Genomic DNA, 24395 nt, shown 5'->3' on the forward strand with positions numbered 1-24395 from the left:
GTTTTGCGTAGTTTATTATAGTCGCTTGTACCACCGCCGTCAAAGTGCGGAGAAAATGGCTGGGCGCCTGGATACAGGCCGCGTCCCAAGAAACAATTTTACGGCAGAAAATGCGAACTCTTCTCCTTATATGCAAAATGCAAGGCGGTAGTAAGCTCAAGTAACGTCTGCGCAGCCGCACTCTGCCGCGCGACGATTCCGCAGCAAGAAGCTCTAACACCTCTCTTCGTGCGCGAAACACAGGACGGCAGCTGTGGGACTCGCTTCACTCAAACAGTCCTCGCCGCTCGTCCAACGCGCCCTCAGACAGGTTAAGAGCTTCTAAGCCTTGTGCATATTGTCGCGCGGGCAGAGCGGGGCACAGACTTTCTTAGACTACTACACTTGTCTCACTTATATTCAGCGGGGGCAGCGCATAAGCAGCTGCCCCCGACATTCATATCCTTTTTCCCAACATTACCCGCGCCTTATATATTACAGCTCATTACTGCTTACCACAGGCGATGAGAGGCCACTGCCTGATAGCCCTCTGCAAGCTGCAGATCTCCGGCGATCTCTGGTTCTCCCAGAACCCATCCGTACCCGGCCGCATTATAGTGAGAATACACAACATGAAAATTATACATTGTCGCGCCCAGTCCGAGCTTTCTGTCCTCCTCAGAGACCATATCCTCTTCCTTCTCACAGAGAATCAGCTCCCTGTCCCGGATGATATAGCGATAGGTCTGCCGATTCAGGAAACTCGGCGCCAGCGTCGCCGCATAGAGAGCCTTGTCAAGGTAAGGATCGAACTGCCCCTCCTTCCATTCCGGACTCACGCCCCACTGCCCCTCATAGACCATCTCTCCCTGAGAAATCTTCGGGGCAATGTGTCCCTCACGCTTTTCAAACTTCACATCTGCCGGGGTCACAATATCAATTCTCTGCGCCGCTTTCTCTTCAACTCCATAGCCGCAGGCCAGCACCGCCGCCACGGTAAGCTTTGAGTCCAGCAGCAATGCCTTCTTCACCGCGTCGCTGTTATCGACTGTAAGCCAGCAGCTGTCCAGTCCCATATCCGTGAGTTTCAGGGAAATGCCCTCCGCAAGAAAGCCTGCATTCTCCAGGTAGCCCTCCTGCTCCTCAGAGAGCAGAACCAGGTACATCGGAGCAAAAAAGGCGTTCCCGCGATAACCCACAACTCCCTCCATTCTCGCTCCGGCTCCTTCCGCGCAGAACTCCACTGCGAGCGAGATCTCCGGACAGAGCTTCTTCGCCTTCTCACAGTACTCTGTGATTTCTTTGATCTGCTCTGTGCTCAGTTCTTTTTCATAAAAGGAGCGTATCGACTGTCTGCGTTCAATAAGTTCCTCGTATTTCATCATTATCCTCCTGATTTTACACTTTTGAATAAACTTACTGTTCTCTGATTAAAGTATACCGCTTGGAAGAGAAAAAGGAAATGAAATCTGTGTCATTCCTCCAGAAACCTTTTCAGCTCCACCATCCTCCGGAGCGCTGCGCCTCGGCCGAGCTCATAGACGCGCATCAGCTCTCCTGCATCCCGACAAGCACGGCTTATGTGGAGCGCTGCCTCCGGCTGAATGACAAAGGCCCTCCCCTTTGCCTCCTCCGTGCGCACGTACGCTACATTCTGATTGTAGTTCAAATGTCTGGCACGCATGGCGAAGACCACCGCCGGATAGTTTCGCAAGGCCAGCGAGAACAGCGCAGCCATGCGACTAGGCTTCTTTCGGTAATCCGCGGGCTGTGTCAGAATGACAACATTTTTATCATATCCAAGGGAGATAAACTTGCGCAGCGGAATAGAATCAGAAATACCGCCGTCCAAAAGCCTGTATCCATCCACCTCAACAACCCTTGATACCAGCGGCATGGACGCAGAAGCTCTCATGTACTCCACATCATGCCTGTCCCCGTTTTCGCACTTCTTATAGAAGGGACGACCGGTCAGCACATCCGTACACACCACATAGAACTCCATCGGATTTCTGCGGAAGGTCTCCGAATCGAAAGGATAGAGCTCAAAAGGCACTGTCTCATAGGCAAAATCTCTGCTGTACAGATCACCTGTCGTCAGCAGAGAATGCAGCCCCCCGTAGCGCGGATCGTCACAGAACTCCGTATTGTAGCGAATCACTCGGCCCGGCTGCTTCGACTTGTAGTTGCAGCCAAAGGCAGCGCCTGCGGAAGTACCGATCCCTCCGTCAAAGACAATCCCATGCTCCATCAACACATCAATCACACCGGCGGTAAACATGCCGCGCATTCCGCCGCCCTCCATTACCAGACCTCGCTTCAAATTCATGCCTCCACACTGAGCGCTTCCACAATCCTCCGGCAGCAAAAGCTTTCTGCCCGGCTGCATACCAAAACAGGGACCGGCAAAGCACCGATCCCTGTTATTGTAACACTTTTTATTTAGTTCAAATATTTTTTTAATGTTGCTCTCACGGCGCCCGGTCCTGCCAGCTCCTCCGCAAACAGCGCCTCGATCCGCTCACCGATTCCGGCGGCATAGAGATCGGAGCCGAAAATATTCGCATTGGAAAGAATCGGCCTCAGCTTATCTCCGACACTCTCCGGCTTTCCGAGCTCTATCCCCTTAAGCTGCTCCGTGAGCTCCGAAAGCATTGGATCCGGGGAGCGCTCAAAAGCTTGTCCTTCATCGTCCACGCCGATCAGATAGCGGAGCCAGCCCGCAATGGCCAACGGGATCGCCTGAAGCCTGCCCGCGTCCCCATATCTCTCCACATAACTCCTGATCGTCTCACCGTAGCGTATCCCGACCTTCTGACTCGTATCCGTTGCGATGCGCTGCGGCGTATCCGGCATAAACGGGTTCGGTATACGGACATGAATGACCTCATCCACAAAGCGTTCCGGTGACAGTATGCCGGGATCCGTCACCACCGGCATTCCCTCCACCGGGCCTATTCTCCGCACCAGCTCCTTCAGTTCCCTGTCCTTCATCTCATCTGCGATCAGGGTGTAGCCCAGCACACAGCCATAGACCGCCAGCGCCGTGTGCAGCGGATTCAGACAGGTCGTAACCTTCATCCGCTCTACCTTGTTTACTGTATCCCGATCCGTCATGTAGACGCCTGCCTGTTCAAACGCGGGGCGTCCGTTCGGGAACTTGTCCTCCACAACCAGATACTGCGGCCCCTCCGCATTCACAAAGGGGGCAATGTATGTGTTCTTTGAAGTAATGACCGGAGTCATCCCCTCGATTCCGAGCCGCTCCAGCTCCTGCTCCACTGACTCCGCCGGACGGGGTGTGATCTTATCAATCATGGACCAGGGGAAGGCAACCCGCGCCTCATCCTTCAGATAGTCCACAAAGCTCTGCGAAACAAAACCTTTTTGCTTCCAGCTCTCCGCCATGGTAAGCACAGCGCTCATGAGCTTCTCCCCGTTGTGGCTGCAGTTGTCCATGGAGACCACCGCAAGCGGATACTGCCCCGCCTGAAATCTCTCATACAGGAGCGCAGTGACGATCGCCATGGCACTCCCCGGCTTCTCCGGACCATGGTCAATATCCGCCTGCACAAAGGGGAAAAACTCCCCCGCCGCATTTTTCAGCGCATAGCCCTTCTCCGTGATAGTAAAGGAGCAGAGCTGCAGCTCCGGATTCCGGAAGATTGCTTTAAGGCGTCCCCAGCTCTCCGGATCCTGTGACCTTGCCCGTATAGCCTCCGTGAGCGAGCCGATCACCTGCTTTTCCGTGCTGCCGTCCGCCTTCAGCGTGACGCCAAGCGCCAGATTGTCGTATGGATCATAGATCTTATCGACCACATCAAAATCAAAGCTCTCCACACAGGTGATGCCCTTCTTAGACGCTCCTTTTTCCAGGAGCTGATCTGCAATCCCGCCGATGAAGATGCGGAAAATATTCCCGATGCCAAAATGTACCCACAGCGGAGACTTCTTTGTCTCCTCCGCCACCACACACAGGTCATAGGAGGGAAGCCGCACTCCGGCCGCCTCCCAGTCTGCTTTCTGTGTTCTTAAGGATTCAAGACTTAGCTTCATTGCATTATCCTCACTTTTCCAGATCGCGCCGTGCAATCCCGCCTCGCGTGATTCCGCGCTTACTGATGCTCATTCTCCCGCACGATTGCCTCCCAGAGACCGAGCAGATACTCCGCCCCCAGCGCTCTGTCATAGAGGCCATATCCCGGTCTCCCGACCTCGTCCCATATCATTCTGCCGTGATCCGGGCGAATATAGGTGTCCGGACAGGTATCATAGACTGCCTTCATAATGGCATACATATCCAGATCTCCGGACGCGGAATAGTGTGCCGCCTCGCGGAACTTATGATATCCCAGATACTTTACATTCCGCACATGCAGGCAGCCGATCCGGTTCATCTCACCAAAGTGACGGATTACCGCCGGAATATCATTCTCCGGATTCGAGCCCAGGGATCCGGTGCAGAGGCATACGGTATTACAGGGGGAATCATGGAGCGCAACGATTTTATCAAAGCCCTCCTGACTGTGCGCAATGCGCGGCAGTCCAAAGATCGGCCATGCCGGATCGTCAGGATGGCAGGCCATCTTCACGCTGCACTCCTCGCAGGTCGGCATGATGCCATCCAGAAAATACTTGTAGTTCTGGAGCAGAATCTCCGGGGTGATCTTCTCATACTGCTTCAGTGTCTTCTCAAGCTCCGCAAGGCGCTCCGGCTCCCAACCCGGAAGTGAAAATCCATTGGAGCTCTCCGCGGTCTTCCTCACGATTTCCAGCGGCGTCATGCTTCCGAGCTCCGCCTCATCAAAATAGAGGCTGTTCGAGCCATCCTCCGGAATCTCGCGGGCCAGATCTGTCCGCAGCCAGTCGAGCACCGGCATAAAGTTATAGATGATCACCTTTACACCGACCGCCGCAAGGTTTCGGATCGTCTCGCAGTAATTAGCAATATACTGATCCCGGGTCGGCAGCCCCATCTTGATGTCTTCGTGGACATTCACGGACTCAATCACCTCACACTCAAGTCCCGCCGCATGGATCTCGTCTACGTATTTTCTGCACTCTTCAAGCGTCCAGACTTCTCCCGCCGCCTTATAATCCAGCAGACCCATGACACCGGACATACCGGCAATCTGCCTGATCTGCTTTAAGGAAACGTTGTCACTGTCTGCGCCGTACCAGCGAAATGTCATTTTCATAGCTTTTCAGCTCCTTATCTTAATTTTACCTCATCCGCTTCCTGTCTCACCCTTTTCCTGACAGTCGGCTCTCTCCCGAATTTTGGATGTCCTCAGTCCAGATCCTCAAAGGTCAGGGCTATTTTACGGATACTGGGGTCTCTGCTGTCAATAAAATCGAAGGCCTTCTGCGCGTCGGTCAGCTTGAAGGTATGAGACACTGCACCGTTCAGATCAATCTGTCCGGACTTTAAAAGCTCTATCGCCTCGCCAAATTTTCTATTCTGAAGGCGGGATCCCCGTACATCCAGCTCCTTCGAGGTGATCACAAACTGATTCACCACCGTATCTGCAACCGAAAAGCCCATCGTGACCACGCGGCCCGCATTGCCCGTGCACTTCAGCGCATTCATCAGAGAATCCTTTGTGCAGGCAGCGTCGATCGTCACGGTCGCTCCATAGCCATCCGTGTACTCTCTGACCTTTGCCTCCAGATCCTCCCTCGCGATATTCACCTTCCACCGTGCGCCGCGCTCCAGCGCCTCATCAAGCTTCTCCTCTACGACATCCGCCACTATGATATTTTTGCAGTGCAGACGCGCAATTTTTAAGATAGAGGAGCCCAGCGCTCCGACACCGATCAGCAGCAGCGTATCCTCCTCGGAAAGCTCTGCTCTGGAGCAGCTCTGAATGGCAATCGTGGTCGGTTCGATCATGATGGCATCCGTGTCCGAGATGCTGTCGGGCAGCAGATAGCACTTATCCTCCGGAACTGCAATCCACTGGCGATAGCCGCCGTCAATATGCACGCCGCGTACCTTCAGGTTTCCGCACACATTCGGACGTCCCTTGCGGCAGGCGTAGCAGTGCCCGCAGGCGGTCACCTGATCCACAATCACACGGTCTCCCTTATGCACCGCAGTCACGCCCGCGCCGGTCTCCTCCACCATACCTACGATCTCATGACCGATGATGCGCGGATAGGTCGCTGCCGCGTTGGTTCCGTGATATATCCCGACGTCAGAGCCGCAGATCCCGGCGGCGGTCATGCGTATCAGAACATTATTCTCCCCGTCCAGTACCGGCTTTGTCTCGTCAACAACCCTAAGCTCACCCGGCCGCATAATTCTGACTGCCTTCATGCCCCATTCCTTCTTTCTTAAAATAGTGCGGATATTCCGCTCTCAGTCTCCGTTCATTCACAAGCCATCGATCCAGATGCTGCTCCATCAGCCGGCAGGCCTCCGCCGGATTTCTCTCCCTGACGGCGCATATCATACTGGAATGATCCCGGATCGAATCCAGATAGGTGTCATAAAAGGATTCCAGCACCCGCACTCTGTCGTAGTGAATCATCGGCCCTCTGGTGCTACGATAGACATAATCAAAGCCTGCCAGCTCATAAAACTTCCTGTGCAGCTGATTATCTACCTCCACGGCCTGCTGCATCTTCTTCTGTCTGTGATAGAAATGCTGGAGTGCAACATTTTCCTCCATCCAGAGTATATCCTCCTCGCAGGCAATATCACAGCAGCGCCGTATCATCTCCTTTTCCAGCACCATGCGCATGAGGCGCACATTGCGGATAATGTTGATGTCGATCAGCGCTACCTTCATGCCGCGCTGCGGATATATCTCGATGATCTCCGACTCGCCCTTCAGCTGATTGATCGCCTCGCGCACCGGCGTGCGGCTGATACCGAGCTGCGCCGCAATATTGGTGTCGTTCAGCGTGCAGCCCGGCTCCAGATTCAGGTTCGCGATATTCTCCCGCAGCATGGAATAGGCGTATTCTCTGGCGGTTTCTCCCTCTCGTCTCGGCTCACAAATTAAATTCATTTTTCTGTCTTTCTAAAACAAAATTATAATCTGATATCACTGTGAGAACGCTTCGCTCTCCGCTCAGTGCCCGCCCATAATCAGATTCGCAACTCCGATGGAAATTGCCGGAACATAGGTGACCAGCGCCAGTACTGTGAAATTGGATATCAGGAAGGGCACGAGCGCCTTCACATTCTCTGACAGCTTATTTCCTCCTATCGCAGTCGCCGCAAAGAGACACACCCCGACCGGAGGCGTGCAGAGACCAAGCACCAGGTTCATGACCACAATGAGACCAAACTGCACCGGATCCACACCCACAGAGGTTGCCACCTGCAGAAGCACCGGGAACAGAATGAGCAGCGCCGCGATCGTCTCCATAAACATTCCGACAAATACCAGGAAGAGATTGATCAGCAGCAGAATCAGGAACTTATTGGTCGTAATTCTCAGGAGGCCGTCCGCGATCATATTCGGAATGCGTTCCTTCGTCAGAATGTACGCAAACACATTTGCAAAGGCCACCAGCCCCATAATTGCTGCCGCACTCGAGAGAGTCTGCTTCAGGCAGGCATAGAAGCTCTTCAGATTCAGCTTTTTATAGATAAAGAAGCTGACGATGGTTCCGTATGCCACACACACAATCGAGGCTTCGGTCGGCGTCATCACTCCACCCATAATACCAAAGAGGATGATAAAGGTCATGAGTATCGCCCAGAAAGCTTCTCTTCCAGACTTTATAATCTCCTGCATCGATGCTCTCCGGTCGCGCTTCGGATAGTTGTGCTTCTTTGACTCATACCAGCACACAAAGCACATGCCGCCGCCCATCAGTATGCCCGGAACAATGCCGGCCATGAACATTCTGGAGACAGAGAGTCCGGTCATGGTGGCCGCAATAATCATGGGAACAGAGGGCGGGATGATGGGCCCCATGCAGGAGCTCGCCGCCGTTACTGCCACGGAGAACGGCACGTCATAGCCCTGATTGACCATCATCGGGATCTCGATTCCGCCGAGCGCCACTGTGTCCGCGAGCGCAGTTCCCGAAATACCTGCGAATACCATGGAGGCCAGCACATTCGCATAGGCAAGACCGCCGCGCAGGTGCCCCACACAGGTCTCAGCAAAATCCAGCAGCTTATCGGAGATGCCGCCTTGGTTCATCAGGTTCCCGGCAAGCGTGAAGCCCGGAATGCAGAGCAGCGTGAAAGAATCCATGCCCGCAAAGAATTTCTGCGCGAACATATTGATCGGCATGCCCGCTCCGATAAAGTAAATGCAGGAAGCCACGCCAAGGCTGAATGCGACCGGAATACCGATGGCAAGACAGATCACAAAGGATATAAACAGCACCGATACCATATCAGCCAACCTCCTTATTGAAGTCGCGGAACATCTGGATGAGCCGCATCACAAGACTGATGCTCAGGAAGGAAAAGAGCAGAATCTGAGAGAAGTAAATATACTGCATCGGAATCTGCATTGCAGTAGAGACCATACGAAACTTGATAAAGCAGAAGGTCGGTTCCGCCTTTATCAGAATATAGACGCTGACTGCCAGCATCACTGCCGTACAGAAGATGCGGATCAGTTTGTTGGTTCTGTGCTGTCCCTTGACCTCCAGCATATCCTTCAAAAATTCAACAAAGACAAACTCATCCCTCAGTACCGCAACCCCGCAGCCGAAGGCCACCATGTAAATGAAGGTATAGCGCGCCGCCTCCTCCGTCCAGGAAGGTGCGGAGGGCAGAAAGTTTCGGCTGATGATCTGAATCAGCACACAGGCGCAGAAGGACAGATAAAACAGACAGCCAAAGGCGCACAAAACCTCCGTGTAGCCCTTCACCAGCTTGTCGAAGCCGCTTTCGCTCTTCATAATATTCCCCTCTCTTTCAAAACCGGCGGCTGAATTTGCTCAGCCGCCGGGATCTCTCTCAAGTCGATGCGCAATACAACTGACCTGTATTTCTCAAATCTCTTGATTACGGTGTCAAAAGCTCTGAGATCGCACAGCGCATAACCGGCTTCTGACACTCAGATCATTACTTGCTCGGATTTGCAGCCTCGATCTCGTCATACAGCTGCTTCTGGCTCTCGGTCAGGATCGGAAGCACTCCGGCGATCATCTTGTCCGCGAACTCCTGCTGATCAACATCGATGAAGGTCATGCCCTCCTCCTGGAGCTGCTTCTCAAACTTCTTCTCATTCTCAAGGAATATCTCGTGCTCACATGCCTGCGCATGCTTTCCTGCGTCCAGAACGACCTGCTGGAGCTCTGCCGGAAGTGCATCAAACTGTGCCTTGCCCATCGCGATATAAACCCATGCACGAAGGTGTGCGGTCTTTACGAGATACTTCTGAACCTCATAGAAAGACTGGTTCTGAATCATGGCGAAGGGATTCTCCTGTGCCTCGATGGTGCCGGACTGAAGAGAGGTAAATACCTCGGACAGCGCCATCGGTGTCGGCTTTGCGCCGAGCGCCTCGAATGCCGCAACCGTCATCGGAGACTGCGGGGTGCGGATCAGAAGGTTCTGGCAGTCCGCCGTGCTCTTGATCTCCTTATTGGAGGTGATGTAGCGGGGTCCTCTGGTGAAGTAACCGAGCACCTTCATGCCGGCCTCCTCCATCATGCCTTCAAGCTTCTTGCCGACCTCGCCCTCAAGCACCGCGGTCATGTGCTCGTCGGACTGAATCAGATACGGCATACCGATCATGCCGAGATCCGGAGAGTAGGTCTGCATGGACTCGCCTGTGTAGGTGATATCACAGCCGCCCTGCTGCAGGATGGACTGGATCATATCGATCTCGGAGCCAAGCTGAGAGTTCGGATATACCTCAACCTTGATCTGACCGTTGGAATTCTTCTCGACCTGCTCCTTGAAATCGAGAGCCGCCAGATGCCAGGAATCATTTTCGGCATTGATGTGACCGATTGAGATTGTGTAAGCTGCGTTGCTGGTGTCTACTGCGTCCGCAGCAGCCGCACTCTCCTCTGCCTTGCTCTCCGCTGCCTCAGCGGGTGCTGCCGTCTCAGCGGACGCCGCTGCTGTTGTGGCGGCTGTTCCCGAACCTCCGCAGGCCGCAAGAGTTGCTGCCATCGCTGCACTGAGTACCATTGCTGCAATTCTTTTTTTCATAGCGTTTCTCCTTTTTCTCCCTTGTGAAAATTGATATACTAATATATCACTCAGGAGTATAATACCATGTATATCTTGCTTGTCAATAAGAAAGCCTGTCATTCCGCTCAATTTTTTGAGTTTTATTCGGAAGTATCTTGTTTGTTTTTTAACATTATCCTCTTATCTCTGCTTTTTCACTCTGACCACCAGCCTATTTAGCTGTGCTGCAACCGCCTGCGGATCAAGCCCTGTCTTCTCCTCACTGACCTTCTCCCGCAGCAGCTCCACAAGCTGCTGCCGCGTCATAACCTCACGTGCACTGTCGGCTCCGATCGCAAGCACCGCACTCCGGTTCGTAAAAACAGCCAGAATCTCAAGCCCGACCTCCGTCATCCCCTGTGCGTTCATCGCCTTTCTCAGCAGCTGATACTGCTTCCTGTTCAGCACCCTTGGGTTGGGAATCTCGATATCTGCTCCGTTCATGTGCTGATTCCAGCTCTCACCCTGCCGCCCTGCGGTGATGGTTCCCGCAAAGCCAAAGCAGTTGATCCCGATCACCTCAGAGCGCGTGACCAGAAGCGCCAGCAGCGTCGTGCTCTCCCCATCCACCGGCACAGTACCTGGATAGACCAGCGTCAGCCCGTTCCTTCTTGAAAAGGTGAGCAGGGTAGATAACAGCTCCATCATCTCCCCCTTACCGCCATTTTTCAGATGCGGCTCCGGCCGCTCCTTCCCTGAGCGTATCCGTCGCTCCTCCGCCGCAGCGCGATCCCGCTTCCCCGTCCCGGAAAAGAGTGCGGAAAAGAGATCCTCCCAGCTCCAGCCATGCCTCCGCATCAGCATGGGCAGAATAAAAATAAGCAACAGAGCCAGAATCAGCGGCAGTATCTGTTCATACTGAAGCCCTGCGTATCTCTGTTCCATCAACACCTCCCATATCACCTGCGCCACTCCGGCCTCATCAGTCTGTCAGCACAACGACCTTCATATAATTGCCCGGGTGCTTCTCTATATCAATAATAGTCTCCGGCGCCTCCGCCAGTGAAACCGTCTTCGTCAGTAGACGTGTCATGTCCACGCGCTTTTCGTGAATCAGCTTCAGTGCCTCCTCAAACTCTCCCGCACTGGTTCTGGCTCCCCGGATATCAATCTCTTTTTTGGTAATCATATCTGTCGGGATGGCGGTCTCCTGCTTCGGCCATCCGGTCAGGGTGATGCGTCCCGCGTGACTCACATAGTCCAAAGCAGCACGTATCGCCGGGTTGGCCCCGCTGCACTCCATCACCTGCTGCGCCATCACTCCGCCTGTGATCCTGCGGATCTCCTCCGTCGGATCGCAGTCCGCGGAGTTGATCGTATATTCAATTCCCAGCTCCTTCGCGAAGTCCAGCCTCTCCTGCACGAGATCCAGAAGAATCGCGTGCGCGCCGTAGGCCTGTGCCACCAGCGCCGCCGCAAGCCCGATCGGCCCCGCACCGATCACCGCGCAGTACTCTCCGGCCTTCAGACCGCCCCTGTGAATTCCATGCAGAGAGATGGTGAGCGGCTCCGCCATTGCGGCCTCTGTCCAGCTCATTCCCTCCGGAATCGGGATCAGCATATCTGCCGGATGGCAGTAATACTCCGCCATGCCTCCGTCCACATGCACCCCGAGCACATGAAGCTCCGTGCAGCAATTTGTCCTGCCGATGGAACAGGGGTAGCAGTGACCACAGTACAGATAGGGGTCTATCACAACCCGATCCCCCGGCTTCAGCCCCCGTGCATTGTGCTCCGGGATCGAGACGATCTCTCCCGCAAGCTCATGGCCGATGATTCTCGGATAACTTACCAGCCCGTTCGTGCCCCGAAACGCACCGATATCACTCCCACATATGCCCGCCGCATGAATCCGGATGAGCGCCTCGCCCTCCCCCGGCTTTGGCATCGGCAGCTCCACACAGCTAACTTCCCACGGCTTCTCCAGCTTGATTGCTTTCATTTTCCTCTCCTTTTCCCTTCTCAGCCCCTCTGCGCCTTGCAGCCTCAGAGCTGTCTCTGACAGTGTCTCATGCTTTTTACTGATATATTAATATATTTATTTATTATAATAACTTTTCTGGTATAATGGTATCGCTTTTTGAGAACTTTTCCGCTGCACCGTCCGGGCGGCAGGAATCAGGCAGCTTTCAGAGCTCTTTACGAGGGTAATGCTGACATCTGCCAAAGAATTCTCAAATTGCGGCCACCGCGGGTTTCCCGCAAAACCGTTTCGTCGTATCTGCGAAAGGCAGAATGACAGAGGAGGAAAACTGAATATGCAAAGCAGAAAATTCAACGCAGTCTTTATCGCTGAAATGGGACTTCTGATCGCCATCGAGTTCGTCATGAAGCTCGTAGGCCTCGGCAGCGTGCCGGTGGGCCCGCTGTACATGTCCTTCCTGACCGTACCGATTGCAATCGGCGCCATGCTCTTCGGCCCGGTCGCAGGCGCCATCACCGGTGCAGTCTTCGGTTTTGTGAGCTTCTATGATGCGATGACCGGCGTCTCTGTTATGACCGGCGCCTTCTTCCAGCTGGATCCTGTCAACACCTTTATCTTATGCGTGGGCATGCGCGTGCTCATGGGTGTTGTGGTGGGGATACTCTTTCAGCTCTTCCACGCACTGGATCACTCAAAGACCGTCTGCTATCTGCTCGGAGCAGTCTCCGCGCCGCTCCTGAATACCCTGTTCTTCATGGGCTACATAGTCCTCGTATTCTATAAGACTGACTTCATCCAGTCTCTGGTCGCGAAGCTCGGCGCCGCAAACCCCGTGTCCTTTGTCATCATGCTGGTCGGCGTACAGGGGCTCATCGAGGCGATCGTCTGCGGTGTTGTCGGAACCGTCGTCGCAAAGACACTGACTCACTTCATGGCGACACAGCAGAAGCGCGCATAAAGTATTCATAAAAAGCTGCGGCAGTGGGACTTTAATCCCGCTGCCGCAGCTTTTTTATTTCTCCCGGAATGATACCGACGTACCGCTCTCAATCACTGCAAGCACCCGCGCGCTCAGCCGACATCACCCGCTTCCTCTACATGCTTTGTCACAATGAGACTGACCTCCAGCCCCAGAAAGTGATCGTTCAGCACTGTTCCGGCCTTCACCGGCGCCTTCAGCCTGTATTTCCGTATCTCCTGCATCGCCTCCGGAATCCTGCCCTTTGGGATCGGCGCAGTGATACGCACACTCGCAAGCGGCAGCACACCGCCCTCCACCGGCACCGTGGAGGCTATGGTTCTCTCCGGACTATCCAGCTCCTTCTGCACATAGCGCTCCCCCCTCTTACAGGCCTGTCCCTCTGCAGCAAGAAACCGCGTGCTTCCGTCCGCTCTCCGCTCGAATTCCGCGCTGATCTCACATCCGTTCGGACAGATAATACAGATGTAGCTTTTCTTCTCTACCCTATTCATTCCAGAACCACCTCCAACGCCCCGCTGCGCTGCAGCCTCTCCGCAGGGATCTGCATCCGTATCATTTCCGCCGGAAGGGCCCGCTTCATTTTCTTTACAGCCAGCTCTCTGCCATTCTGTCTCACAACAATACGGCAATCTCCTGCCGGCCGGCTCACCCGCAGGGAGAGACACACATCCTTCTCCCCGCTGACCCGCATCGGAACGGTGTGGTTGATGCCGCTCCCGGCCCGGATCTCCAGCGGACACACCGGCAGCCGGCCTTCCATACAGCCCACGCAGGACTCCACCAAAGTCTCGGCCTCCAGAGACACAAAATCCACCAGATCGTGGACATGCAGAACATTTCCCGCCGCAAATATTCCCGGCACAGTGGTCTGCAGATACTCATCCACCACAGCCCCCCTCGTCCGGGGATCCAGCTGAACCCCCGCATCGAGAGAAAGCTCATTCTCCGGAATCAGGCCGACCGAGAGTATGAGCGTGTCGCAGCTGTAATCCCGCTCTGTCCCCGGAATCGGTCTGAGCCGGTCATCCACCTCCGCCACTGTGACAGCTGTGAGCCGCCTGTTTCCGTGAATCCCCACGACAGTGTGACTCAGGTACAGCGGAATCCCGTAGTCGTTCAGACACTGCTCCACATTTCTCGGAAGTCCGCTCGCGTAAGGCTGAAGCTCAAAGACCGCCTGCACCCGCGCCCCCTCCAGTGTGAGACGCCGCGCCATGATCATGCCGATATCTCCCGAGCCGAGTATCACCGCCTCCTTCGCCGGCATGCGGTTATAGAGGTTCATATAGGCCTGCGCCACCCCCGCCGTAAAGACACCCGCGGGACGTTCCCCCGGAATGGCAAGCGCGCCGCGCGTCCGCTCCCTGCAGCCCATAGTCAGAATCACGGTGCGCGCCCTCCACCGAAGCAGCCCGTTCTTTGAGACTGCCGTGACCTCCTTCTCTGCCGTGATCCGTATCACCGCACAGTCCGTGATGTAGGGAATGTTGAGCTTTTGCAGCTCATCAATAAAGCGCTGCGCATACTCCGGCCCACTGAGTGTCTCCCCGAAGCGCGTCAGGCCAAAGCCATCATGTATACACTGCCGCAGAATGCCGCCGAGCTGCTTCTCCCGCTCCAAAACCAGTATATTGCGGACGCCTCTCTTCCAGAGCGCCACTGCGGCGGCCAGTCCCGCCGGGCCGCCGCCCACGATCAGAACATCTACCTCTCTCATGCCTGCTCCTCCCGCACCCTGCCAAACAAAAGCTGCGCACCCGCGCGGTTATACAGAACCTCCTCCGCGCGCCTCTTCTTTTCCTGCTCAATGAGCTGCTCAATCCGCATCTGACAGTAGCCCCCCTGGCAGCGCCCCATCATGGCGCGCGTCCGGTACTTGATTCCGACCATGGTCTCCACTCCCAACGGATTTCGTATCGCCTCAAGAATCTCCGCCTTTGACACCTTCTCACAGCGGCATATCAGCTCGCCGTAGTCCGGATCCTTCCGTATGGCCTCCTCCCGCTCCTCATCTGACATATCTGCAAAGCGGCGTATGCCCCTGCGCCTTCCGTTGAACTCCGGATTCAGGGAGAAGTGCTCCCGCTCCTGCATCAGTTGAAGCACATAGCGGGCGATAGGTACTGCCGCAGTGAGGCCCGGCGACTCAATCCCGACAAGATTCACTGCCCGCGGCGCAAGCTCATCCCGTATCTCTATCTTGAAGTCCTGTATCACACCGTTCTCGTCCACCCACTTCGGAAGTATGCCGCAGTAGTTGCGGATATAGTCCTTCCTCTCAATATGCGGCCACAGCCTCGATGCATCCTCCGCAAGAAAATCAATGTTCTTCTGCGGCACATCATAGCGCTCAAAGCAGCTTGTCTCCTCCGCATCCGGCCCCACGATCACATTTCCGTCTGTCGTCGGCGTCACATGAATGCCCATATAGGTATTGGAGGGAACCGGGTAGACCGGCATGGGCAGCAGCGCTCCGGTCCGCTGATCCAGTATGATGTAATGATCCTTAGATCCGATGACCCGATAGCCATGGATCCCCAGCATCTCCGAGATCTCCCTGCAGGAAAGCCCCGCACTGTTGATGATCCAGCGCGTATAGAACTGCTCTCCGGAGGCTGTCACACAGTAAACACCGTCGCCGTTCCTTACGATCTCCGTGACCTCACGGCCGAAAAAATAACGGACGCCGTTCATTGCGGCATTTTCCGCAAGGGCAATCGTACAGCCGAAGGGATCCACAATCCCGCTGTTTTTTGACCACATGGCAAAGCGCCCGTTCACTGTCGGAACCAGCTCATGGAGCTTCTGTTCATCAATCAGCTCCAGCCCCTCCACGCCATTTCTCTCACCCTGCTGCATGGTGCGCTTCAGGGACTCCATATCCTCCGGCGTATTCCCCACCAGCACCTTCCCGCAGCGCACAAAGCGAAAATCCAGCTCCTCGGAGAGCTCCTGCATTCCCCGGTTGCCCTCCACGCAGAGCCGCGCCTTGAGGCTTCCCGTATCGTAAGCAAAACCGCCGTGTACCACGCCCGAATTGCGCCCGCTCGTCTCATAGCACACATCCAGATTCTTCTCAAGCACCGCACTCTTCAGGCGGTAGCGCGCCAGCTCCCTCGCAATCGCACTGCCCACCACGCCGCCGCCGATCACAAGACAGTCAAACAGCTCCTTCATAGCCTTCCTCCGCTCTCAGTTCGCAGACCTTTCATTCCGCGTATATTCATCCTATGTATTTTACTATTATATCTTCTTTTTACTCTAAAGCAATTCTTTTTTACTGGCTTTTCAAAAATAATGCCTTATTTCTCTTCTCTCATCTTTCAAAGCCGTTAAAGTCATAGGATGTATCTAAAATTTCGATATTCATATCTGAAGAGGCTGCATGCTCAAGCTCTAAATGCCCGCTCTCTTTCCTCCGTCCGGGCAAACGGCTTCATGATGCCATCCATGCAACCGATATGCTATAATCACTCTATCACCTGTCAAAGGAGAGCAGAATGAATACCATCTATGCAAACTACGAGCTGACCATGAGCGATTTTCGCAAGGCTTCCTACTTCGGCCTGTTTCTGCGCCACCGCCTGCCGCTCCGCATCATGTTTATTGTACTGCTGATCTCCCTCCTCTACAGCATCGCGGCCGCCGCAGGCTTCGGCAGCGCAAACCCGCTGGTCTTCTTCATCGCCGCGGGCTACCTCGGCTGGGGACTCCTGCTGTTCGCGCAGACAGAGCTCAATATACTCCGCTACATTCGCTCGCCGCAGTCCCTGATCGACAGCCACTGCAGCTGTACCGTGGACAGGAGCAGCTTCCACCTCCGCATTCCCGATCACGCGGTTGATGTCCGCCATCCGCTGTCTCAGCTCACCTGCGCCTTCGAGCTGAGCCACCTCTTCCTCTTCTACATCAGCGCCCAGGACGTCTACCTGCTCCCAAAGCGCAGCCTGAAGGCGCAGGAAATTACCGCGCTGCGGCAGCTCCTCCGCCGGAAGCTCGGTGTAAATTTCGGATCCCGTTTTGATAAAGCTGTTGCCATGCGATTATGATTGCCGGGTGAAGACTCTGATTCCAGGAGTAATGAATGCCAAATCCTCAGTTTTCACTCTGTTCCAGCCTTCTTTCTGCGACATGGTAAATTCCATTCTCGCCACTATACCAAAAGAGAACCCAGCCGCAACTGGATTCTCTCTTTTTGTCATGTCTATTCTTTTTTAATATGCAACGCCCCAGTAGACCATCTTCGTTGCGGGCTTTCCGCAGCAGACGCAGGTATCGGAGAGCTGCTCCTGCCGGAATGGGATGCAGCGGCTGGTCGCACCGGTCTGCTCCTTGATCTTGTCCTCGCACTCCTGGCAGCCGCACCACATGGCGCGCACAAAGCCCGGACGGTTTTTAACCGTGTCCGCAAACTCCTCCATGGTCTGCACATCGTAGGTATGTGCCTCACGATGTGCCTTCGCTCTCTCGTACATATCGCGCTGTATGGTCTCCAGCAGCTCTGTCACAGTTGCAGCCAGATTGTCGAGAGAGGCAGTGATCTTCTCTCCGCTGTCGCGGCGCACCAGCACACACTGCTCCGCCGCAATATCCTTTGGTCCGATCTCCACGCGAAGCGGAATGCCCCGCATCTCACAGTCCGCAAACTTAAAGCCCGGACGGCGGTCGGAATCGTCCAGCTTCACCCGAATTCCCGCTGCCTTCAGCGACTCCGTAAGCTCGGACGCCTTCTCCAGCACGCCCTCCTTATTCATCTGAACCGGTATCACGATGACCTGCGTCGGCGCGATATGCGGCGGGAGCTTCAGCCCGGAATCGTCTCCGTGCACCATGATGATGGCCCCGATCATGCGGGTCGTCATCCCCCAGGAGGTCTGGTGCATATACTTCAGACTGTTGTCCCTGTCCTGAAACTGCATGCCGAAGGCCCTTGCGAAGCCGTCCCCAAAGTTATGGCTGGTGCCGCTCTGCAGCGCCTTGCCGTCATGCATCAGGGATTCTATCGTGTAGGTCGCAACTGCTCCTGCGAACTTCTCCTTATCGGTCTTCTGTCCGCGCACTACCGGAATTGCGAGATCCTCCTCACAGAAGTCCGCGTAGACATTCAGCATCATCTCTGTGCGCTCCTGCGCCTCCTCAGCTGTCGCATGGACAGTATGTCCCTCCTGCCAGAGGAACTCTCTCGAGCGGAGGAAGGGACGGGTCGTTTTCTCCCAGCGCACCACGGAGCACCACTGGTTCAGGTTCTGCGGGAGATCCCGGTAGGAATGTACTGTTCTGGCGTAGTAGTCACAGAACAGCGTCTCCGAGGTGGGACGCACGCAGAGACGCTCCTGAAGGGGCTCCAGCCCACCCTGCGTGACCCACGCGACCTCAGGTGCGAAGCCCTCGACATGATCCTTCTCCTTCTGCAGAAGGCTCTCCGGAATAAAGAGCGGCATGGAGCAGTTCTGCACACCGGTCGCCTTAAAGCGCGCATCCAGGTTCTGCTGAATGGCCTCCCAGATTGCATAGCCCGCCGGACGTATGACCATACATCCCTTGACACTTGTGTAATCACAGAGCTCCGCCTTGCGCACAATATCTGTGTACCACTGGGCGAAATCCTCGTCCATGGAAGTGATTTCCTTTACCAGCTTCTTATCGTCTGCCATCTTCTTTTCTCCCCTCATCCCTGCTTTCCGGCTGCCTGCGCCGCTCTGTGCTTCTCCAGAACGCGGTGTATGCGCTCGCTTGGCTGCAGCAGCTCGCTGATCGAGGTGTCGTGATTCAGGCTGTCGATCAGAAGTGCAATATACTTGCTCATCTCCACGCTGACGTAGTAAGGTCTGCTGAGAAGCTCTGGGGACTGATAGACAAGATTTGTCGTGAAGACGCGGTCTATCAGACCTTCCTCGTAGTAGCGGTCAAAACGGGTCAGTCCATTCGTAAAGAGACCAAAAGTTCCGCAGATGAAGACCTTACCCGCCTTTCTGCGCTTCAGCTCTCTCGCGACGTCCTGCACACTCTCTCCGGAGGAGATCATATCATCCACCACGATGACATCCTTCCCCGCGACATCCGCACCGAGGAATTCGTGCGCGACGATGGGATTCCTGCCGCCGACAAGACGCGTGTAGTCGCGGCGCTTATAGAACATGCCGACATCCAGCCCCAGCATATTGGCAAAGTAGATCGCCCGGCTCATGCCGCCCTCATCCGGGCTGATGACCATCATGTGCTCCGCATCGACCCGAAGCTCCGGCTCGGCTGCAAGTATTGCCTTGATGAACTGATAGATGGGCTGTACGGTCTCAAAGCCCTTCAGCGGGATGGCATTCTGCACGCGCGGATCGTGTGCATCGAAGGTGATGATATTCTCCACGCCCATGTTGACGAGCTCGTGGAGCGCCAGTGCGCAGTCCAGAGACTCTCTGCCGTTCCGCTTGTACTGGCGGCTCTCGTAGAGAAAGGGCATGATGACATTGATGCGGCGCGCCTTGCCCGCCGCCGCCATGATGATGCGCTTTAAGTCAGAGAAGTGATCGTCCGGCGACATATGGTTCGTCATGCCGCAGAGAGAGTAGGTGAGGCTGTGGTTGCACACATCCACCATCAGAAACAGATCTCCTCCGCGGACAGTCTGAAGTATGGTTCCCTTCCCCTCTCCGGTCCCGAAGCGGCTGATCTGTGTGTCTATAATGTAGGAATCTCTCTGATAACCCGCAAAGGCGATGGTGTTCTTGTGCTCGCTCTGTCTTGCGCTTCTCCACTGCACCAGGTAGTCGTTGACCTTCTTTCCCAGCCCCTCGCAGCTCTTTAAGGGTACGAGTCCCAGCGGGCCTACCGGTATCGTCTCGATCTCTTTATCTTCGTTTGCCATGTTCTCTCCTCTTTCTCCCTTCAGAGTCCCAGTTCTCTTTTTCTTTTCTTGGCGCGAATATCATCCCCATAGAGCATGAGTATATCATATCCGCTGGTAATGCGCGAGGTGGTTCTGTCTGAATAGCTGTCCCGCAGCATGCGCATGGAGAGGTTGGTCGAAATCACCGTTCCCTTCTGCGCGTTCAGGCGGAAATTTACAAGATAGAAGAGCTGTGATGCGGAAAAGGTATTTACTACCTCAGTCCCCAGATCGTCGAGGATCAGGAGATCACAGCTGAATATATAGTCGTACAGCTCCTGGAGCTTCAGATCATCTGTCTTCTCAATGCGCACCTTCGCCATGCAGTCAAAGAACTCTGCAGCCGTGAGGTAGATCACAGACTGTCCCCGCTCGATCAGCTCCTTCGCAATGCTGTTGGAGAGAAAGGTCTTTCCGACACCGGTATTTCCCTGAAAAAGTATGCTTCCGTGCTCTCTGGGAAAGTTCTCGACAAAGCTTCTGCAGCGCTCCTCGATGCGGCGCATCCACGCGCGCTCTGTCATGCCGATGGCATTCAGCACCTGGCTGTCATCGTACCACTCGAGGGAAAAGGTCTCAAAGTTCTCCCGCTCCATGATTCTGTCAAGATGCGACTGGGCATAGAGAAGCCGGATGGCTCTCGTGTGAAAGCAGTGACATTTCTGTCCCTCGATAAAGCCTGTATCCCTGCAGTCCGCGCAGTGGTAGTGCGGCTCCAGCGCATCCGGAGGGAAGCCTGCCTTCTTTAGCAGGGCGGCCTTCTGCTCCTCAATCGTGCCGATCTCCTCGGAAAAGCCCTGTACTGCGAAGCTGTCGCCGCCGAGCACGCTCCTCTTAAGCCGCTCCATCGCAGAGACGGCGGCTCTGTCGTCCAGCTGCTTCAGCTCCGGGACAGCCTGCATCACCCGCGCCCTTCGCGCAGCGTACTCCCGGCGATTCTCCGCCTGCAGCCGCTCATATTCACGCAGTATCGCATTGAACTGCGAATTGCTCAGTGCCATAGTGACTCCTTTGTCTGTAAGCCATGCTGCGCTCTGTCCGCAGCAATGCTGACTCTGCTCACGCCTGCTCCAGCTGCTTCTTCATCATCTGAAGCGCGAGCGCATCAATATCATCGTCCCGCTGCTCAAAATTGCTGAAGCGCGTGCCGCCGCCCCGCGGGTTTTTCTGCATCTCCCCCGCCCCGCTCTTCCGGCCCCGCTTTGCGGAGCGCTCCTCCTCCAGCCGTTTTGCCTCCTCCACAGTGTGAATCCCGGCGCTGTGCCACTCTGTGAGTATCCTGTCAGCATAGACAAAGCTCGGGTTGTGCGCCCGGAGCAGTGTTCTGTCGCAGGCGAGCAGCACCAGCTCCTTGGCGAAGCCATAGTCCTCAAACCACTTTCGAATGTAGCGCAGCTCCTCTGTTCCCGGATCTCTCCGCTTCAGGCCGAAGGCCTTCATCACTGCATAGACCTCTGTACTGTAGCTGTCTGCGCTGTGTTGTGCCTGCTCCGCAGTCCGAATACCTCTCCGGTACCAGTCCAGCGCGACGCTCTCAAAGTAACGGAGAGAGGTCTTTCTGTTCTGTGCACAGCGCTCTGCGAGATACACGAGCAGCTCTGACGGGAGCTTCAGCACATCGTAGAGATAGGCGATGGTCTCACTGTCCGTCTGCGAAAAAATCTTTGAGAGATAGCGCTGAATGACATAGAGAAGCTCCGTAAATTCCTGATCCTTCCGAAGCTTTGCGAAATTCACACCCGACTTGTCCGGGATCTCCGGGAGCGGATTCAAAAGCGCGTTTTCCGCCCCGGATGCTGTCCCGGTGACTGCCTCCGGGCTCTCCTGTTTCGCAGCGCAGACCATGGCCTCCGGCTGTTCTGTCGTGCCCGCCTCTTTAAGGACTGGCTCCTGCGGCAGCTCTCCGCCGCTTAGAGCCTCCCCGGCAGTCTCTCCCTGCGCTGCGAGCAGGCCGTCCTTCTTCCAGCGTGTCAGCGCCCGACGCACATCTCCCTCGGTCAGCTCCAGCGCATCGGCGATCTCCGCCGTGGTAATTTCCTCCTCCGCATGGCGGAGAAGATAGAGGTATACCTTTACATATTCCCCGTTTGCCGAAGGCATGTATCGATCGATAAATTCATTCGCGACCAGTGTGGCTGTCGGCACACAGGGACCGGTGAATTTAATTTTCATCCTCTGTCACCTGTTCCTTTCAAAGCGCAGCACCGCACAGAGTTCTGTGCAGCGCCCCGTTCCCGCCTAGTTTAGCACAGCGGTACGGAATTGAGAACCCAAAGCGCCGCCTCCCTGTCCACAACTTTATCCACAATGTTGATAGCTTTTTCCTGTGGATTTTGTGGATAAGTTGATAAGTTCCGCCTCCTCTTGTGGAAAAGCCGGGTGTCTTTCCGACATCCCGGCTTTAAATCTTTAATTCTCTTCACTTTTTGCTCTTCTGAAGCAACTCCTCGCCGACACGGTAGATATCTCCCGCCCCCATGGTTATGCACAAATCGCCGGGGGACAGTTTTTCCATGAGATAGCGCTCAATCTCCTCAAAGGAAGAAAGGTAGAGGGCCTTGCCCGGCGTATCCGCGTTGATTGCACGCTCCACATCCGCGGCACTGACGCCGAGGGTATCGGTCTCCCGCGCCGCGTAGATGTCTGCGAGCAGCACGTGATCCGAGAGCTCCAGCGCTCTTCCAAACTCCCGCAGCAGCGCCCTGGTTCTGGAATAAGTGTGCGGCTGGAACACACACCACAGCTCCCGGTGCGGATAATGCTCCGCCGCGCGAAGGGTGGCTTCGATCTCCTGCGGATGATGTGCGTAGTCGTCTATGATAGTCGCGCCGTTCAGCTCCCCCTTCTTCTCAAAGCGGCGCACGGTTCCCCGGAAGTCCTGAAGTCCCTCGCGGATACGCGCAGCCGGAAGTCCGAGCTCCAGCCCCGCCGCGATTGCCGCCATCGCGTTGAAGATATTGTGCTCTCCAGGCACAGCGAGCTGTACGCGCGAAAGCGCCTCCCCAAATGCAACAGGCACAAAGGAAGGATGTCCGTATTCATCGTAGAGAAGCTCCTCTGCGTAGATATCCGCCCCCTCCGTGCCGACCGTCACAACCCTGCCGGGGAAATCCCGGACGAGCTCCCGGTACGCACGGATGCGGTTGTCGATAATCACGGTTCCGTCCTCCGGAAGCCGCTCGACAAAGCGGTGGAAGGAGCTGCGGATATCGTCGATATCCTTGAAGAAATCGAGATGATCCGCCTCGACATTCAGTATAATCTCCATGGTCGGAGAAAAGGAGAGAAAGCTGTTGGTATACTCACAGGCCTCAAGAAGGAAGGTGTCGTTACCGCCGACGCGGATATTCCCTCCGATCAGAGGCAGCACCCCACCGACGGAAATAGTCGGATCTGTACCGGCTTTCACAAGTATATGGGAGAGCATGGAGGTCGTCGTGGTCTTTCCGTGCGTACCGCTGACTGCGATGCTCCGGCGGTAGCGCCGCATCATCTGTCCGAGCAGCTCCGCCCGCGTAAGCATGGGAATCTGCTTCTCCATGGCTGTGCGGTACTCCGGATTGTCCGGATGAATCGCGGCAGTATAGACGACGCAGTCGATATCATCCGTGATATTCTCGCTCCGCTGCCCGTAGACAACCGTCGCGCCCAGCGCGCTGAGCCGGTCCGTAAAGCTGCTCTCCTTTGCGTCGCTTCCGCTGATGCGAAAGCCCTCCTTCAGGAGTATCTCCGCGAGACCACTCATGCTGATGCCGCCGATTCCCATAAAATAGATATGATTCGGATGCTCAAAATCGATCCGGTAGCTTCCCATAATATTCCTCCGCAGATGGAAAATGAGCCCGGCTCCGCCGGGCAATTTCCAGTCTTACATACCTCTCGGCACCACCAGCTGCCTGCCGTAGCGCAGCAACAGCGTGCGCAGCATATTTCCGAGTATTCCCACTGAAATCACCTCTCCGATACCGACCGTCAGCATCATGAAGGGAATCATATCCTCCGCGCCATAGGCAAAGCGCAGCACAAAGGGGATAATCAGCGCATTGGCGGCAATCGGCGGCAGCGCCGCGAGTGTCCCTCTGTTCCGCAGTTTCCAGCTTCCGTAGGCACCGATCAGCGTCGCAAGACTTCCGAACACGACATCCATGGGGGCAGCGCCCGACATGAAGTTTGCGAGAAAGCAGCCCGCAAAGAGCCCCGGAATTGCTGCCGGCGTGAAGACCGGAAGGATGCAGAGCGCCTCGGATATCCGGAACTGAATCGGCCCAAAGCTGATGGGTGCGGTGAGATAGGTGATCACCGCGTAGATTGCGGCGAGCATCGCGCCGTAGGCAAGCGTGCCCGCGCCGTCCTTGCTTCTGTAACTCATATCCTATTACCTCCGTAGTTTTGTTTTAAGTGAGGATGGTCACGAACTCACTTTTTGAACCGCTGTATTATAGCACTCCCTGGGACGAAGCGCAAA

General features: G+C 55.4%; 23 protein-coding genes. 2 read left to right on the forward strand and 21 right to left on the reverse strand.

What is annotated here, in order from left to right:
- Positions 1 to 491 precede the first annotated feature (491 nt).
- From J2S20_RS04070 to J2S20_RS04120, 11 genes are all read right to left on the reverse strand, one after another.
- Positions 492 to 1361, reverse strand: coding sequence for a nitroreductase family protein (locus J2S20_RS04070; RefSeq protein WP_307253464.1), 870 nt, complete (start codon positions 1359 to 1361; stop codon positions 492 to 494).
- 92 nt (positions 1362 to 1453) lie between these two features.
- A complete protein-coding gene (locus J2S20_RS04075) occupies positions 1454 to 2308 on the reverse strand; it encodes a patatin-like phospholipase family protein (protein WP_307253466.1) in 855 nt (284 codons plus the stop codon).
- A gap of 113 nt (positions 2309 to 2421) precedes the next feature.
- Positions 2422 to 4035 carry a mannitol dehydrogenase family protein gene (locus J2S20_RS04080; protein WP_307253468.1) on the reverse strand — a complete coding sequence of 538 codons (1614 nt, stop codon included), beginning with the start codon at positions 4033 to 4035 and terminating at the stop codon, positions 2422 to 2424.
- 59 nt (positions 4036 to 4094) lie between these two features.
- Positions 4095 to 5177 carry a mannonate dehydratase gene (locus tag J2S20_RS04085; RefSeq protein ID WP_307253470.1) on the reverse strand — a complete coding sequence of 361 codons (1083 nt, stop codon included), beginning with the start codon at positions 5175 to 5177 and terminating at the stop codon, positions 4095 to 4097.
- Positions 5178 to 5269: 92 nt separating this feature from the next.
- Positions 5270 to 6298, reverse strand: a complete 1029-nt coding sequence (locus J2S20_RS04090; RefSeq protein ID WP_307253473.1) for an alcohol dehydrogenase catalytic domain-containing protein — start codon at positions 6296 to 6298, stop codon at positions 5270 to 5272.
- Entirely contained in the window at positions 6267 to 6995 is a 729-nt protein-coding gene (locus J2S20_RS04095; RefSeq protein WP_307253476.1) for a GntR family transcriptional regulator, read from the reverse strand. Before J2S20_RS04095 ends, J2S20_RS04090 begins: the two co-directional genes overlap by 32 nt.
- A 63-nt stretch (positions 6996 to 7058) precedes the next feature.
- The gene (locus J2S20_RS04100) at positions 7059 to 8342 is read right to left on the reverse strand and encodes a TRAP transporter large permease (RefSeq protein WP_307253478.1); all 1284 of its coding nucleotides are present in this window, start codon (positions 8340 to 8342) and stop codon (positions 7059 to 7061) included.
- 1 nt (position 8343) lies between these two features.
- A complete protein-coding gene (locus J2S20_RS04105) occupies positions 8344 to 8856 on the reverse strand; it encodes a TRAP transporter small permease (RefSeq protein ID WP_106611235.1) in 513 nt (170 codons plus the stop codon).
- Positions 8857 to 9022: 166 nt separating this feature from the next.
- Positions 9023 to 10120: a TRAP transporter substrate-binding protein gene (locus J2S20_RS04110; protein ID WP_307253481.1), complete on the reverse strand. Its 1098-nt coding sequence runs from the start codon at positions 10118 to 10120 to the stop codon at positions 9023 to 9025.
- Positions 10121 to 10282: 162 nt separating this feature from the next.
- Entirely contained in the window at positions 10283 to 11026 is a 744-nt protein-coding gene (locus tag J2S20_RS04115) for a hypothetical protein (RefSeq protein WP_307253484.1), read from the reverse strand.
- 37 nt (positions 11027 to 11063) lie between these two features.
- A complete protein-coding gene (locus J2S20_RS04120) occupies positions 11064 to 12083 on the reverse strand; it encodes a zinc-binding alcohol dehydrogenase family protein (RefSeq protein WP_307253486.1) in 1020 nt (339 codons plus the stop codon).
- A gap of 316 nt (positions 12084 to 12399) precedes the next feature.
- Here J2S20_RS04120 and J2S20_RS04125 point away from each other — a divergent pair, with 316 nt between their 5' ends.
- Complete coding sequence (locus J2S20_RS04125) at positions 12400 to 13023, forward strand: ECF transporter S component (RefSeq protein ID WP_307253488.1); 624 nt, start codon at positions 12400 to 12402, stop codon at positions 13021 to 13023.
- A 113-nt stretch (positions 13024 to 13136) separates the two neighbouring features.
- On the opposite strand, the gene J2S20_RS04130 is transcribed toward J2S20_RS04125, so the two are convergent.
- The 3 genes from J2S20_RS04130 to J2S20_RS04140 are packed head-to-tail and all read right to left on the reverse strand — an operon-like array spanning position 13137 to position 16224.
- Positions 13137 to 13538, reverse strand: a complete 402-nt coding sequence (locus J2S20_RS04130; protein ID WP_307253491.1) for a DUF1667 domain-containing protein — start codon at positions 13536 to 13538, stop codon at positions 13137 to 13139.
- A complete protein-coding gene (locus J2S20_RS04135; protein ID WP_307253495.1) occupies positions 13535 to 14764 on the reverse strand; it encodes an FAD-dependent oxidoreductase in 1230 nt (409 codons plus the stop codon). The genes J2S20_RS04130 and J2S20_RS04135 overlap by 4 nt, the downstream gene beginning before the upstream one ends.
- Positions 14761 to 16224 carry an NAD(P)/FAD-dependent oxidoreductase gene (locus tag J2S20_RS04140; protein ID WP_307253498.1) on the reverse strand — a complete coding sequence of 488 codons (1464 nt, stop codon included), beginning with the start codon at positions 16222 to 16224 and terminating at the stop codon, positions 14761 to 14763. Before J2S20_RS04140 ends, J2S20_RS04135 begins: the two co-directional genes overlap by 4 nt.
- 323 nt (positions 16225 to 16547) lie before the next feature.
- Here J2S20_RS04140 and J2S20_RS04145 point away from each other — a divergent pair, with 323 nt between their 5' ends.
- Positions 16548 to 17096 (forward strand): YcxB family protein, encoded by a 549-nt coding sequence (locus J2S20_RS04145; protein WP_307253501.1) that lies wholly within the window; start codon positions 16548 to 16550, stop codon positions 17094 to 17096.
- A 165-nt stretch (positions 17097 to 17261) separates the two neighbouring features.
- Here J2S20_RS04145 and proS read toward each other — a convergent pair whose 3' ends face one another.
- The 7 genes from proS to J2S20_RS04180 form a co-directional block, all read right to left on the reverse strand.
- Positions 17262 to 18701: a proline--tRNA ligase gene (proS, locus tag J2S20_RS04150; protein WP_307253505.1), complete on the reverse strand. Its 1440-nt coding sequence runs from the start codon at positions 18699 to 18701 to the stop codon at positions 17262 to 17264.
- A gap of 14 nt (positions 18702 to 18715) precedes the next feature.
- Positions 18716 to 19909 (reverse strand): ribose-phosphate pyrophosphokinase, encoded by a 1194-nt coding sequence (locus J2S20_RS04155; RefSeq protein ID WP_307253508.1) that lies wholly within the window; start codon positions 19907 to 19909, stop codon positions 18716 to 18718.
- A gap of 20 nt (positions 19910 to 19929) precedes the next feature.
- A complete protein-coding gene (locus J2S20_RS04160; protein ID WP_307253512.1) occupies positions 19930 to 20931 on the reverse strand; it encodes an ATP-binding protein in 1002 nt (333 codons plus the stop codon).
- Between the two features lie 58 nt (positions 20932 to 20989).
- The gene (locus J2S20_RS04165; RefSeq protein ID WP_307253515.1) at positions 20990 to 22102 is read right to left on the reverse strand and encodes a DnaD domain-containing protein; all 1113 of its coding nucleotides are present in this window, start codon (positions 22100 to 22102) and stop codon (positions 20990 to 20992) included.
- 71 nt (positions 22103 to 22173) lie between these two features.
- Positions 22174 to 22353: a hypothetical protein gene (locus J2S20_RS04170; RefSeq protein ID WP_147286863.1), complete on the reverse strand. Its 180-nt coding sequence runs from the start codon at positions 22351 to 22353 to the stop codon at positions 22174 to 22176.
- Positions 22350 to 23744 (reverse strand): UDP-N-acetylmuramate--L-alanine ligase, encoded by a 1395-nt coding sequence (gene murC / locus J2S20_RS04175; RefSeq protein ID WP_307253520.1) that lies wholly within the window; start codon positions 23742 to 23744, stop codon positions 22350 to 22352. Before murC ends, J2S20_RS04170 begins: the two co-directional genes overlap by 4 nt.
- Positions 23745 to 23798: 54 nt before the next feature.
- Positions 23799 to 24299 (reverse strand): QueT transporter family protein, encoded by a 501-nt coding sequence (locus J2S20_RS04180; protein WP_106611220.1) that lies wholly within the window; start codon positions 24297 to 24299, stop codon positions 23799 to 23801.
- Between the last annotated feature and the right edge of the window lie 96 nt (positions 24300 to 24395).

This window comes from Moryella indoligenes (assembly GCF_030812885.1).
GTDB lineage: Bacteria > Bacillota > Clostridia > Lachnospirales > Lachnospiraceae > Moryella > Moryella indoligenes.